Here is a 13002-nt window from a genome sequence, read left to right on the forward strand (position 1 = left end):
CCCTTAAGTACTCCTCTCTTTTAAGCAACCGAGCGTATTACAAACCTTGTTACATAAATACGCTATATATATAGCGTGTTTTCGTGGCAAACTAATGGGGTGTTTTATTTGTATTTGTAACCTATGCGCCAGCTTAAAGCCGACACTGTCTCTGCCAATTTAATAGCCTCTAGTAACAATCAATATGGGCCTATTTGTGTTTATCAAAATGCTGCCTATCGCTGGTTAACACTTGCCCAAAATGCGCAAAGCGATATCACTATTCAAGGGGTGATGAGCCTTAATAAGAATGAGCAATTACTGATTGCGGTTAATCAATGTATGCTGTTATTTTTACTTAAAACAGCTGAGCCACTACGGGTTTTAAATTTAGGTTTAGGTACTGCGGGCATTGAGCGAGCCATTCATTATTTACATAACAAAACGGCTTATATAAATAACTTAGCTGTGTTTGACAGTGTAGAAATAAACCCCGCGATGATAAGCGTTGCTAAGCACCATTTTAACTTGCCCGCTAATCATACAGTGCACTTACAAAATGCAGAGCTGTTTGTTGCAACGTGCACGCGCACATACAATGTCATTACAATTGATATTTTTAGTGGCGATGTACATCAAGACTTTTTATCTAACAGCGTATTTTGGCAAAACATACGTCGCTGCAGCGGGCTAAATGTGCAAATTATTATAAATTTAAACCCTAAAACAGGAAAAGAGCTCCAAGCTTTACTCGTCTTGTTTAGGCAACACTTTAGCTGTATTGCCCTTATAGAGTTTAACGAATACAAAAATATTGTCGTGATGCTTTCTCAGCAAAGCTTAGTGCACATTAATAAAGAAGAAATAGCCCATTCGCCATTATTTAAAACGTGGGCGCCCAGCCTTCACAGCGACATAAACAGCATTTACCACATAGAGTAATTTAGCGACCTGGTTCGTGTTTTTCATAGCACGGCAAATGGGTTTCTAATTGCTCCCAATTGGCTTTAGAGGTAACAAAATTATGCGACATTACCTGTTCAGCAATATCGTCATCTATCAACCCTAGGCGTATTCGCAAGCGAGATTTATCCTCTGCATTAGCACTGTAAATAGGTGAGCCACATGTTTTACAAAAAAAGCGCGCACGCCCAGGTTTGAAATTAAATTCAGTTAAATTATCTTCACCTTTGGTAAGTGTAAATTCGTGAGTGTTTACAAAACCATTAGTGGCAAAAGCAGTTCCGCTGTTTTTTCTGCATAGTGAGCAGTGACAATGAATAATTTGAGAAATAGCCCCTTTAATTTCAACACTTACCGCTTTACATAAGCACGTTCCAGTATACATATAATCCCTTTAATTATTTTTAATTGCGTGTTGTTAAGTATTTTACGCGTTTAAAATATAAACGTCAGTAGAATAGATAAAACACAATATTGGTTGACTAATTTACACCAAATTGGTTATATAGATTTTTAGCTTTAAAAATTAAAAGCCATATATTGGTTTACCAATTTATACACCTATACTTACATTAGTAAAAGAGGGATTATGCGCGTTAAATACAGCTTACTGTTAGTAGCCTGCTCAGGATTATTAGCCTGTAGCCAAAACAATCAAAACGCCCCCTCTGCAAAGTGGCTATTAGTAGATAACTTTGAACAACCGCTAAAAGGCTGGACAAAGGTTGACACAGACAATCAAACTCAACCTTATGTTGCTAACCCACAAGTAACTAAAATAGAAGTTGAGGACACAGCCAAAGGGATTAACCATTTTTTAATTAAAAAGCCTGCCGAAAATGGTATTGTCGGCAACCGCAAAGCCCTCAGCTATAAAAAGCTTCCAAAAACAGTGCCCGTTGGCGAAACCTACACTTTTTTTACCCGTATTAACGTTGCCTCTTTTCCAAATAACCATGCTTTTGGATTAAGTAACTTAGAGCCAGAGCAAATAAACGTTCATGGCTACGATGCCTTCGAAGCCACTCTACGAGTCACCGATAAAACCGAATCAAATGGGTTAGTCAATACCGGGGCGCTAATGGTCAAAACTGATAAAGGCTATAGTAATATCCAAAACTATGCACAAGCGCAATCGGCTAAACCACTTGATACAAACAGTTGGTACAACATTTGGTACGTTGTTAATAATGCATCGGTAAAAATGCAAGGCCAGCAATATAATGTATATGTACAAGGCGGCGAATTTAAAAACCAAACCTTAGTTTATAAAAATGCCACCTTTAGAATGAAACGCGAACGCCCACTTAGCTATTTTTTAGCTAACTGTAATACGGGCCCACATAAAAAGCCCTACGGAAATGGCGGTTTACGCTATGACGACATTTACATGATTAAAGGCGTAAACCTCACAAACCCTATTCGATAAAAGTAGCAGTGTAAATTAGTCGCTAAAGATCTACAGCGCGCCACTTAAATGGTATGATCCTTTTCTATTATTTGTCATTTAAGTTTATAAAATGTATCGATTATTCGAAAAAATGACCAGCGCATTTCCTGAGCAAAAGCCAACGCAGCCGCCCTCTACCTTATTTGCGTTTTGTCGTCATTACACTAAAGGTATGGAGCTGTCGTTAGTTTTAATGTCTGTTAGTGCTGCCCTGCTTGCCATTTTAGAAGTATCGTTATTTAGCTATATGGGCCAATTGGTTGATTGGTTGGGCACCTACACACCGCAAACCCTGTTTGAAGAGCAAAAAGCCGAACTTATAAAAATGGCAGTAGTGCTTTTAGTGGTATTGCCTATTGTGGTGTTTTTTCACTCGGCTATTTTGCACCAAGCATTACTGGGTAATTACCCTATGTCGATTCGTTGGTCGGCGCATAGATACTTATTACGCCAAAGTGTTAGCTTTTATCAAAACGAGTTCGCAGGGCGTATTGCCACAAAAGTAATGCAAACATCACTGGCCGTACGAGAAGCCGTAATGAAACTGCTCGATGTACTAATGTATATTGTGGTTTATTTTGGCGCTATGGTGTTTTTAGTTGCAGAAGCTGATTGGCGTTTAATGCTACCGCTTTTAGTGTGGGTAATTATTTATGCCGCCATTCAAATGTACTTTGTGCCAAAACTTAAAAAAATTGCCAGCTCGCAGGCCGATGCGCGCTCTGAAATGACCGGCCGTATAGTCGACAGCTATACAAATATATCGACCATTAAGCTTTTTTCGTACACACAACGTGAAGAGCAATACGCTAAACAAAGTATGGATGTATTTTTACAGCCTGTTTATAAGCAAATGCGTTTAGTAACCAGCCTTAACTTTGCTATTAATAGCCTAAATTACTTATTAGTATTTAGTGTGGCCGCACTATCCCTTTATTTATGGTCGTTAAGTGCAATTAGCGCAGGCGCCATTGCTGTTGCTGTTAGTTTATCGCTTAGATTAAATGGCATGGCGCAGTGGATCATGTGGGAAATAAGCAGCTTGTTTGAAAACATTGGTACCGCCACCGATGGCATGAAAACCTTATCTACGCCCATTAAAGTAGATGACAAACCCGATGCAAAAACGCTTAACGTTTCTAAGGGCGATATCGCTTTTTCAAATGTTCACTTTAACTACGGCAAAGCCGCTAACGAAACCAATCGCGGCCCGGTAATGAATGGCCTAAACCTACATATAAAGCCCGGTGAAAAAATTGGCTTAGTGGGTCGCTCTGGCGCTGGTAAATCAACATTAGTTAATTTACTGCTGCGCTTTTACGATACCGATTCGGGGACGATTAAAATTGATGGCCAAAACATTACCGATGTAAGCCAAGAAAGCCTTCGCCGCTATATAGCCATGGTTACGCAAGACACTTCCCTGCTTCACCGCTCTGTAAAAGATAATATTTTATACGGCCGACCCGATGCCTCAGAAGCCGAAATGCTCAGCGCTGCCAAGCAAGCTAAAGCACTCGAGTTTATAAGCGATTTAGAAGATAGCAAAGGCAATAAAGGGTTTGATGCTCAAGTAGGCGAGCGCGGAGTAACCCTCTCCGGTGGGCAACGCCAGCGTATCGCTATAGCGCGGGTATTACTTAAAAATGCACCTATTTTAATACTCGATGAAGCTACCAGCGCGCTCGACTCAGAAGTAGAAGCCGCAATACAAGCAAGCCTAGATGATTTAATGACAGGTAAAACTGTGATTGCCATTGCTCATAGGCTATCGACCATTGCGCAAATGGACAGACTTATTGTACTTGATGAAGGACGCGTTGTAGAGCAAGGCAGCCACGAAGCGCTCATTGCGCAAAATGGTATTTATGCTGGCCTTTGGGCACATCAAACCGGTGGGTTTATTGGTGTAGATTAAACTAAAAAGCAAAAGGGCTAATTACAGCCCTTTCGCTTTTTTATACTAACGGTTTAATAGCCTTTAACCGCATGATATTAAGCCATTAATCTTAAACCAATTAAAATTAGCATGACAATATTTGCTATAAAACTGATTAAAAAGAAGTACGTGCGTGGGCTTGGGTTTTTCTCTGTGGCTATAACGTAATACAGCGCCATATGAATTAATCGCGCTATTACATACACCCAAACACACATGGCAAATATAGGGCTTTGGTAATTTATAACAAATGCGAACAGCACAGTACCAATAAACAGCGCGCTGTTTTCTAGTGTGTTATGAAAAGTACGATGGGCTCTAAATATAAAACTGTCGTGCGATAAATCATCGCTAATTTTACCCGGTACAGCATTAGGCTGTTTAGCTTTGCTAAAGGTAGCTACCGACCACTGTACCACTAACATTATTAAGTAAACGTAAAACGCCATATAGGCAGAAAGCGCAACTTCAGTCATTTTTATGTCCTTAAAATTGTTTTAACTCAGTAGTTACAGCAAGTTTTAAGCCTAAAATAAGTTTATTATAATTAATAACTTATAATTTATAGGTTCAATAATAATGTAAAAGCTGCAAACCTATTTATAAATGTTACCCACGTATTAACTCCTTAACGTTAGCGTAATTGATACCACTGCGTGATCGGTTGTTAAATCGTCTCGTTCGTATTCTGGGTTTATTAAATGCCTGTCGTATGTATGATAATCACTCACTTCATAAAAGCTATCATCGTAACTTGGGTCAAATTCACACGAGAGTAAAATATAATCAAGTACCGTACTACTTGTTCCATAGTAATGGGTAGGGCTGCGATTTAATAACGGCGCCGAGGGGCCATTACTTTGTTGAGCATCTGCATGGCTGCCAGCGTTTTGCTGTGTATTGTGCGCCGTAAATTGGCTCATTTTTAGTGTTTTAAATAACTGCCATGCGTCATTTAAACAATATTTAGCAAGGTATGTTTTAACATCAAACGCTGGGGCAAATCGCAATGTATTCGTTAGTAAATGGCTCAACACGCCATCGGCAAGGTCGTTATTAAAATCGCCCATTAGCACCATAGGCTGTTGTGTAGTTTCGCGTCGAGCAATCATTTCTATCATTAGTAAAGTGGCTTCACTGCCGCGCTGAATGGTTGAGCCCCACGAGCCGGCCACATTTGCTTTTAGAGTGTCTATTATGTTTTTTTCGCTTGAGGGTGGCTCGGTTTTGGCTGAGCTAGTAGTACTTTCATCACTTTCAATCATGGCTCGTTTTGACTTGAAATGCACTACATAACAGTCGGTATTACCTACATGGGGTAATTTAATGGTGGCTCTTAACACCTTACGGCTAAACGTAAAATTACTATTAAGGCCAAGCATTTCAACAAGCTCGGTATTGTGCTTAACCGCAGTTATATCAACAATCTCAAATTTAGACGCTATAGCCACTACCGGGCGCTTAAAAATAAAATCATCAATCACCTCTGGCGTATCAACCACAGCAAAATATGTATAGCCTTGCTGCGCCATTAACGCCTTTAGCGATTCAATACTAAATACTTCTTGAAAACCTACTACATCAGGCACGTACTCATTTAAATAATCCACAATCCAGCGCTGTTTGCGTGCCCATTGCTCTGCGGTATAAATTTTTTCAAAATCGTAATACGCATTAGGCGGCTCAAGGTAGTTAAATAAATTAAACGTGGCTATTTTAAATTGCGTGTTTTTTACCACAGGCTCGTTTAAATCAGCGGCAGGTTCAGCCTCAAGCGTAGTGTGATGTAAAGTCGATTCAAAATTACTGATAACAATAGCCTAGCGAATAAAAGTGCATTAATTATACCCTAAAGGGTTTAAAGTTCTAAACCGTGAATTATTCTCAACATGCAAATAAAGCCCTTTATTTGCGCTATACTGCCCTCCTCGTTATTAGCGCACACATAGGTATTATGAACTACTCAAATTTTGGTACTAAATTTACACAACCCAACGGAATAACGCAGCTTATGGAAGATTTAGGCAGCGCTAACGCAAGCAATAATCCAAATATTGTTATGCTAGGTGGCGGTAACCCCGCACACGTACCACAGGTTAATGCCGTATTTTTAGATGAATTACAAAAGCTAGTAGCCAGTAATAAAGTATCGCAAGTATTTGGTTTGTACGACGGGCCAACTGGCAATGACGAATTTAGAGCGGCCCTTGCTAAACAGCTCAATAGCGAGTTTGACTGGGGCTTAACACCACAAAACATAGCACTGGGTAACGGCAGCCAAGCTAACTTTTTTGTATTGTTTAATATGCTTGCGGGCAAAATGAGCGATGGCACTAATAAGCGTATATTGTTTCCGCTTGCGCCTGAATACGTAGGTTACGCCGACCAAGGTTTATCTGATGATATGTTTGTGGCAATCAAGCCCGACATCGAAATTTTAAATACACCCAGTGGCTCTAAGCAGTTTAAATATGTCATTGATTTTGACGCGGTAGAAAACGTATTAGCCAACGATACCAGTATTAGTGCACTGTGCGTATCGCGCCCTACCAACCCAACTGGTAATGTCATTACCGATGAGGAAGTACGCCATCTAGACGCCCTTGCACACAAGTACAATATTCCCCTAATTATTGATAACGCCTACGGCGACCCTTTCCCGGGCTGTATTTACACCGATGCAAACCTTACGTGGAACTCAAACATTATATTGTGTATGTCGCTTTCAAAATTGGGCTTGCCAGGCCTGCGCACTGGTATTGTGGTTGCCAATAACGAAATAATTAAAGCCATTGGCCGTGTTAACGGCTCTATGGTGTTATCGCCTAACGCTATTGGCCCAAGCTTAGTAACCCGCTTAATTAACGAAGGCGAACTACTGCCTTTGTGTAAAAATACGGTATTGCCTTTTTATAAAAATAAAGCAGAGGTAGCCATAAACCTGTTTGATGAAATTTTTGCAGACTTGCCTGTTTATTTACATAAACTAGAAGGCGCGTTTTTTATGTGGCTATGGTTTAAAGACTCAAAAATAACCAGCGAAATGCTTTATCAAAAACTCAAAGAGCAAGATGTATATATAATTCCTGGGCATAACTTTTTTATTGGCATTGAAGATAGCTGGGAGCACAAACACCAGTGCGTACGCATTAACTACGCTAACGATGAAGCTACTCTCAGAAAAGGCCTAGAGGCTATTAAGTCGCTTATTATGTAGCGCTTATTATATAGCGCTTTAATTAACGGTTTACATCGTATTTTAACGTGGTGGTTAACGCTTAGCGTTAGCCACTGAGTTTTTTATTTAACCTACTGTTTAGGGGCTAACGCCTTGGTTAATAAGGCAAACAGCAAGCCACCTAAAGCACCTGCTAGTAACTGCAAATAAAATCCCCATCCACGAGCGCCCGCTATAATATGAATATTCATAATCGACTCAATCGCCACTAAGACCACGGCAAAAGCAGTGATACCCGATGCCACAAATAACGCCATGCTGTATTTTTTAAACTTTTTAACAAGTAACACAACAGCAAAAAAAGCGATAGCCAAAGCAATGGCAATAATAGCGCCATAGGTAGGTAATAGCCCTAACCAATCATCTAGCGTTAAATTAATACGGTCGCTTAAGCTGACCACTACACCCACATCAACTAATTGATTGACAACGTATTGGCTATGAAACAAGCTAGCAAGCGTAAAGGTAAATAACCAAGAAACTAAAAATATAGGGAGTAAACGTGTTAAAAATGGCATGGTTATCTCAACTTAAAGTAAAGCTTTTTTCTTACAGTAGCAAAGGCTTGCAATGTAAACAACGACTCTCTCAATTAGCGCTATGGCTGTTTGTAGGGCTTTTTGCATCTACCGCCAGTGCTGCTGAATTACCTAAAGAGCAATACAGTACTCACACAGTCGCTACAAAATTAAATTCGCCGTGGAGCATGGTTAAGCTACCAAACGGGTCATGGCTAATTACAGAGCGCGACGGCCACGTTGTTATTGTAAAAAACAATCAGCAAACTAGAGTAAATTTAAACCTTGAAGGTTTATACGTTGCAGGCCAAGGCGGCTTACTTGATATAGTGCTCTCGCCTAATTTTAACACAAGCAAAGAAGTTATATTTACCTACGCACAGGGCACAGCTGAGGCTAATCGCCTAGTAGTTGCAAAAGCCACGTTTAATGGTATCGGCTTTTCAACGCCTGTTATTATTTACACAGTAGCGACTGATAAAAATACCCCACAACACTACGCTGGCCGCGCCCTCTTTTTACCCGACAACACTCTACTGTTTTCAACTGGTGATGGCTTTGATTTTAGAGAGCAAGCACAAGTAATAACCAGCCAACTTGGCAAACTATTACGCATAAACCTAGATGGCACTATCCCAAAAGATAACCCATTTATTAATCACAAAAACCCCAATGCACACGCTGTTTACTCGCTCGGTCACCGAAACCCACAGGGCTTAGTGTATGATTACGATACCGAGCAAATTGTTAGCCACGAGCACGGCCCCGCCGGTGGCGATGAGTTAAATTACTTAACGCCAGCTACCAACTACGGCTGGCCGGTGATCACCTACGGTGACGATTATTCACAAGCACGTATATCTCCTTTTAGAGACTACCCCGGTATGCAAAAGCCAAGCGTAGATTGGACGCCATCAATTGCCCCGTCAGGCATGGCGTATTACGGCTCTAAACACGCCGCATTCCCTTTACTTGCACAACATGTGCTCATCACGACGCTTGTAGATAAAAAGCTCTACAGCGTTAATCTGGCTAATGGCGAATTCACCCAGTCACACATATTTCCAGAAGCAACAGGCCGATTAAGGGATGTGTATGTAACCACTGAGGGTAATGTAGCGATATTAATGGATGGGAAATATGCTGAGATGATGTTGGTAAAGCCAGAGTAGTTCACAAAGGGGATTAGAGGCGCTTCGCTATAATAGCGGCTTAAGGGAGCCGCTTTAATCACTCACAATCAGACAATGGTTCACTAATTGTCAGTGTATTAGTACCAAAATCTAATATAGCTTGGTATTTTCTAAAAAATGGAGAGCCTAATAATCCATGTATTGTATCGCCACCACCAGCGGCCTGTACATGGTCTAGGTTGAGTGATACAAACTCTGTACTTTGATACAATTGGCCTGCCAGTTCAAATTTTAAAACGTCTATAAAGCCCATTTCATGTTCGGCTGTACCTAAACCTGCGGCATTTTCTTCACTTACTTCTTCTTGTATTCCAAGCTTTTTAATACATGTTCTATCCAAAACAGATGCACCCGCCGCTGTATCTAAAATTAAACATACTGTATGCCCATTTATTTTAGCCTGAATAATTTGATGGCCTGTTTCTGTTACTTCAAATTGCAAGCTTGTGGTTTTAGCTAATTCCATAATGTTCCTTATTTAGGTTAATTGAAACACACTCTACTACAGTTACCTTCTAACACAACCTTATAAATAGTAAGTCGCTAGCTTGCACTTACACCCTTTTGTAGTTAAAACATGGCTGATATTTCTGAAGCTAAAAATACAAAAACTAATTTTCTTAAAGCCAATTAATTCACAAAGAGGGCTAGAGCCGCTTCGCTTTTAGAGAAATATAATAGCTTAAATAAAGGTGTTTTGAGCAAATTGCGACTTGATGTCTGAAGTCAAGATTTGACCCCTTTGTTTCCTTAAATTAGGTGCGCCGTAGGCGTCACCAAGATTTACTTGTTAAATGGCTGTGCAATGTGCTCGCTGGAAAGATTTAGGCAGCACTGGATTATTTTCGTACTTTTTACTATTTTTCCTAAGCTACCGAGCGAGTGTATTGCTAATCTTTTTGAGAAATCTAATAAGGTATCTGCGTAATCAACAGAATATTTTCTTCTCATTTCGCCGTTACTAAATTGATATTTAAATTGTTGGGTTCCTGAGTGAGTTAAACTATTTAAGCCCTTCCAATGATTCTTTTTAAAGTCACTCAACGATCCATTCAAGTGAGGCATTTCTTTTTCGATGTCAGAAATCATTTCTTGAAACGGAATATTTTTTTTAGGGTTTATTCTTGATTTAACACTGTCCTTTTTGTACTGCTGGACTTGTTTGTCTGTAGCACATGCAAATAACCATATTCCTCTAACATGAGCTTCAAATAATACGCGTAATAAAGCAGAAGCAGGGGTCAAGTGACCTAGCTGAACAAGATCAAATATTGCTCGTTGATTATCAAAAACAACATCATGGAGCATAACGCTTAATAACACGCGATCAGAACCTTCGACTTTCATCCCGTCAAGTACTTCCGAAATCTTGGTTCCTATTATATTTTCCATAATTTCCTATAACTCAGATGTATGGAGCCATTTAACGCCCATTTAAGGGGCTGATAATTGTTTGCTAAAATGTGCAGCGAAGAGGAACCGAGCGAACTGTTAGCAGCGCAGTCACGCTTTAAATTCTTGTTATGTTGTTACTCACAATACGCGTAAGTTTTCTTGGGTAGAGTACTTAAATATTTGCCTTTTTTATGCATGATTTTATTAAAGTATGGAAAGCTACTTTTAAAGAAAAGCTCTGAGCTATACCACCGATAAATTACGTCCATGAGCTGACCTATATTAGAATAAATGATCCTTAATTCAACATTACTTTGCAATGCTTCATAACAAACCAATTCAATTTGTTCAGCGATTCTAGCTGTTGCGCCATCATCGTCAGCGCCTTCACAAAATAAGTGGTCTAACGGAATTTGTTGTTCGATATTGGATGTAACATAATGACCTTTTTCGGCACCTGTAGATTCACTACTAGCTCGAAAAATTGATTTCCAATTATCGATATCATTTTCATTTAAGTTTTTATGGAATAACTCGAGTAGCTTTAAGCTATTTTCTAATTTTTTTTGCTTTTGGCTAGATTTATAAGTGAATAAAGCAATTGTAGCTCCAACACTAATAATACCTAAACGAACCCAATCAATTACTTCTACAGAAGCCATGATTACTCCATATTCGAATTAACAACTAACAACTTTGTATCCGACATTTGTCGCTTTATAAACCTACAAATGTCCAATTATTACTAATCATCTAATTTAACCAGCGAATAGACACATGTAAACAACTAGTTAGCTATCATCTAAATATACTGGATGCGAGAAAACACCAGAATGGTAGAAAACAGTAATATTGGACAAAAGGGTAATACACTAATAAATAACAAAACTTAGACTTTTTTCTTTCGCCTTGAACCTTTTACCTTTAAGTTTTTACCCACAAAAAAACCGCTGTTCGTTAAAACAGCGGCTTTTCTACTTATAGCTGATAGCTAAAAACTTACAGCTTGTATTTTAAGCTTTGCCAATCACTTCAAGGCCACCCATGTATGGGCGTAATACTTCTGGTACTATTACTGAACCATCGGCTTGTTGGTAGTTTTCTAGTATGGCTACGAGTGTACGGCCAACGGCTAAACCTGAGCCATTTAGTGTATGTAGTAACTCTGGCTTTTTAGCACCTTCACGGCGAAAACGTGCTTGCATACGGCGCGCTTGGAAATCGACCATATTTGAACAAGACGAAATTTCGCGGTAGGTATCTTGGGCCGGTAACCATACTTCTAAGTCGTATGTTTTAGCTGCGCCAAAGCCCATATCGCCCATACATAAAATTACTTTACGGTATGGTAGTTCTAGCGCTTGTAAAATTTGCTCTGCGTGGCCTGTTAGCTCTTCAAGCGCTTGCATTGAATCTTCTGGTTTTACTAGTTGTACTAGTTCAACTTTATCAAACTGGTGCTGGCGAATTAAGCCGCGTGTATCGCGACCGTAGCTGCCCGCTTCACTTCTAAAACACGGCGTGTGCGCAGTTAAGCGAATCGGTAAATCGCTTTCTTCGTAAATCTCATCGCGTGCGCTATTAGTAAGCGGTACTTCTGCTGTTGGGATTAAGCTAAAGCCAGCTTGTTGTTCACCGTCGTCGTTTACTAGGCCTAATGTATGGAATAAATCGCCTGCAAATTTAGGTAATTGGCTTGTACCGTAAAGGCTTGCGCTATTTACTAAGTACGGTACATACATTTCTGTATAGCCGTTTTTATCTGTGTGGGTATCTAGCATGTATTGCGTAAGTGCACGGTGCATACGCGCTACTTGGCCGCGCATTACTGTAAAACGTGCGCCACTAATTTTAACGCCCATTTCAAAGTCTAGGCCGTTTAGGTCTTGGCCAACGTCTACGTGATCTTTTGCTTCAAAGTCGTACTTTTTAGGCGTGCCCCAGGTAAGTATTTCAACGTTGTCGTCTTCATCAGCGCCTTCTGGTACTGATTCGTCTGGCAAGTTTGGTATTGCTAAAGCAATGTCGTTAATGGCGTTGAGTACTTCATCTTGCGCTTTTTTAGTTGCGTCTAATTCGCTTCCTAAATTTGCCACTGCGTCTAGTAGTGGTTGTGCGTCTTCGCCTTTTGCTTTTGCTTGGCCAATGGCTTTAGCACTGGCGTTACGTTGACTTTGAAGCTCTTGCGTTTTTACTTGTAATGTTTTGCGTTGTTCTTCAAGTTCTGTCACTTTTGCAACATCAAGCTCGTAGCCACGAGCCGCTAAGCGTGCTGCAGTTTGCTCAACGTCTTGTCGTAAATATTTAGAATCTAACATGTTAGTTTT

General features: G+C 40.0%; 13 protein-coding genes. 5 read left to right on the forward strand and 8 right to left on the reverse strand.

The genetic code is table 11. From position 1 onward, the window contains the following. Nucleotides 1–123 precede the first annotated feature (123 nt). Nucleotides 124–921, forward strand: a complete 798-nt coding sequence (locus PSH48_RS03330) for a hypothetical protein (RefSeq protein ID WP_273610896.1) — start codon at nt 124–126, stop codon at nt 919–921. A gap of 1 nt (nt 922) precedes the next feature. On the opposite strand, the gene PSH48_RS03335 is transcribed toward PSH48_RS03330, so the two are convergent. Continuing rightward, nucleotides 923–1327, reverse strand: coding sequence for a GFA family protein (locus PSH48_RS03335; protein ID WP_273607545.1), 405 nt, complete (start codon nt 1325–1327; stop codon nt 923–925). Nucleotides 1328–1531: 204 nt separating this feature from the next. On the opposite strand from PSH48_RS03335, the gene PSH48_RS03340 reads away from it, so the two are divergent. Both PSH48_RS03340 and PSH48_RS03345 read left to right on the forward strand, forming a co-directional pair. Beyond that, the gene (locus tag PSH48_RS03340; protein WP_273610897.1) at nt 1532–2371 is read left to right on the forward strand and encodes a hypothetical protein; all 840 of its coding nucleotides are present in this window, start codon (nt 1532–1534) and stop codon (nt 2369–2371) included. Between the two features lie 91 nt (nt 2372–2462). Next, nucleotides 2463–4310 carry an ABC transporter ATP-binding protein gene (locus PSH48_RS03345; RefSeq protein WP_273610898.1) on the forward strand — a complete coding sequence of 616 codons (1848 nt, stop codon included), beginning with the start codon at nt 2463–2465 and terminating at the stop codon, nt 4308–4310. Nucleotides 4311–4387: 77 nt separating this feature from the next. Here the strand turns inward: PSH48_RS03345 and PSH48_RS03350 are convergent, their stop codons facing one another. Further along, complete coding sequence (locus tag PSH48_RS03350) at nt 4388–4807, reverse strand: MAPEG family protein (protein WP_029772660.1); 420 nt, start codon at nt 4805–4807, stop codon at nt 4388–4390. A gap of 144 nt (nt 4808–4951) precedes the next feature. After that, nucleotides 4952–6070 (reverse strand): endonuclease/exonuclease/phosphatase family protein, encoded by a 1119-nt coding sequence (locus tag PSH48_RS03355; RefSeq protein ID WP_273610899.1) that lies wholly within the window; start codon nt 6068–6070, stop codon nt 4952–4954. 215 nt (nt 6071–6285) lie between these two features. On the opposite strand from PSH48_RS03355, the gene PSH48_RS03360 reads away from it, so the two are divergent. Then, nucleotides 6286–7548, forward strand: coding sequence for a valine--pyruvate transaminase (locus PSH48_RS03360; protein ID WP_273610900.1), 1263 nt, complete (start codon nt 6286–6288; stop codon nt 7546–7548). A gap of 92 nt (nt 7549–7640) precedes the next feature. On the opposite strand, the gene PSH48_RS03365 is transcribed toward PSH48_RS03360, so the two are convergent. Beyond that, nucleotides 7641–8087: a hypothetical protein gene (locus PSH48_RS03365; protein WP_054982602.1), complete on the reverse strand. Its 447-nt coding sequence runs from the start codon at nt 8085–8087 to the stop codon at nt 7641–7643. On the opposite strand from PSH48_RS03365, the gene PSH48_RS03370 reads away from it, so the two are divergent. Then, nucleotides 8072–9259, forward strand: coding sequence for a PQQ-dependent sugar dehydrogenase (locus PSH48_RS03370; protein ID WP_273610901.1), 1188 nt, complete (start codon nt 8072–8074; stop codon nt 9257–9259). The genes PSH48_RS03365 and PSH48_RS03370 overlap by 16 nt on opposite strands. Nucleotides 9260–9317: 58 nt before the next feature. On the opposite strand, the gene PSH48_RS03375 is transcribed toward PSH48_RS03370, so the two are convergent. The 4 genes from PSH48_RS03375 to serS all read right to left on the reverse strand — a co-directional run bounded on the left by PSH48_RS03375 (nt 9318) and on the right by serS (nt 12993). Further along, nucleotides 9318–9746 (reverse strand): retropepsin-like aspartic protease, encoded by a 429-nt coding sequence (locus tag PSH48_RS03375; RefSeq protein WP_273610902.1) that lies wholly within the window; start codon nt 9744–9746, stop codon nt 9318–9320. A 317-nt stretch (nt 9747–10063) separates the two neighbouring features. Next, a complete protein-coding gene (locus PSH48_RS03380; protein ID WP_198401368.1) occupies nt 10064–10672 on the reverse strand; it encodes a DUF6988 family protein in 609 nt (202 codons plus the stop codon). Nucleotides 10673–10809: 137 nt separating this feature from the next. Next, on the reverse strand, nt 10810–11337 hold the full coding sequence (locus tag PSH48_RS03385; protein WP_064385100.1) for a hypothetical protein: 528 nt from the start codon (nt 11335–11337) through the stop codon (nt 10810–10812). A 351-nt stretch (nt 11338–11688) separates the two neighbouring features. Next, entirely contained in the window at nt 11689–12993 is a 1305-nt protein-coding gene (serS, locus tag PSH48_RS03390) for a serine--tRNA ligase (RefSeq protein ID WP_273610903.1), read from the reverse strand. Nucleotides 12994–13002: the final 9 nt, after the last annotated feature.

Origin of the sequence: Pseudoalteromonas sp. Angola-4, from assembly GCF_028599265.1 — a bacterium.
In the GTDB taxonomy this organism is placed as follows: domain Bacteria; phylum Pseudomonadota; class Gammaproteobacteria; order Enterobacterales; family Alteromonadaceae; genus Pseudoalteromonas; species Pseudoalteromonas atlantica.

Excerpts from the sequence above, each read along its gene's own strand:
- PSH48_RS03330 (WP_273610896.1), top strand. The coding sequence starts at position 124 with ATGCGCCAGCTTAAAGCCGACACTGTCTCTGCCAATTTAATAGCCTCT.
- PSH48_RS03335 (WP_273607545.1), bottom strand. The coding sequence starts at position 1,327 with ATGTATACTGGAACGTGCTTATGTAAAGCGGTAAGTGTTGAAATTAAA.
- PSH48_RS03340 (WP_273610897.1), top strand. The coding sequence starts at position 1,532 with ATGCGCGTTAAATACAGCTTACTGTTAGTAGCCTGCTCAGGATTATTA.
- PSH48_RS03345 (WP_273610898.1), top strand. The coding sequence starts at position 2,463 with ATGTATCGATTATTCGAAAAAATGACCAGCGCATTTCCTGAGCAAAAG.
- PSH48_RS03350 (WP_029772660.1), bottom strand. The coding sequence starts at position 4,807 with ATGACTGAAGTTGCGCTTTCTGCCTATATGGCGTTTTACGTTTACTTA.
- PSH48_RS03360 (WP_273610900.1), top strand. The coding sequence starts at position 6,286 with ATGAACTACTCAAATTTTGGTACTAAATTTACACAACCCAACGGAATA.
- PSH48_RS03365 (WP_054982602.1), bottom strand. The coding sequence starts at position 8,087 with ATGCCATTTTTAACACGTTTACTCCCTATATTTTTAGTTTCTTGGTTA.
- PSH48_RS03375 (WP_273610902.1), bottom strand. The coding sequence starts at position 9,746 with ATGGAATTAGCTAAAACCACAAGCTTGCAATTTGAAGTAACAGAAACA.
- PSH48_RS03380 (WP_198401368.1), bottom strand. The coding sequence starts at position 10,672 with ATGGAAAATATAATAGGAACCAAGATTTCGGAAGTACTTGACGGGATG.
- PSH48_RS03385 (WP_064385100.1), bottom strand. The coding sequence starts at position 11,337 with ATGGCTTCTGTAGAAGTAATTGATTGGGTTCGTTTAGGTATTATTAGT.
- serS (WP_273610903.1), bottom strand. The coding sequence starts at position 12,993 with ATGTTAGATTCTAAATATTTACGACAAGACGTTGAGCAAACTGCAGCA.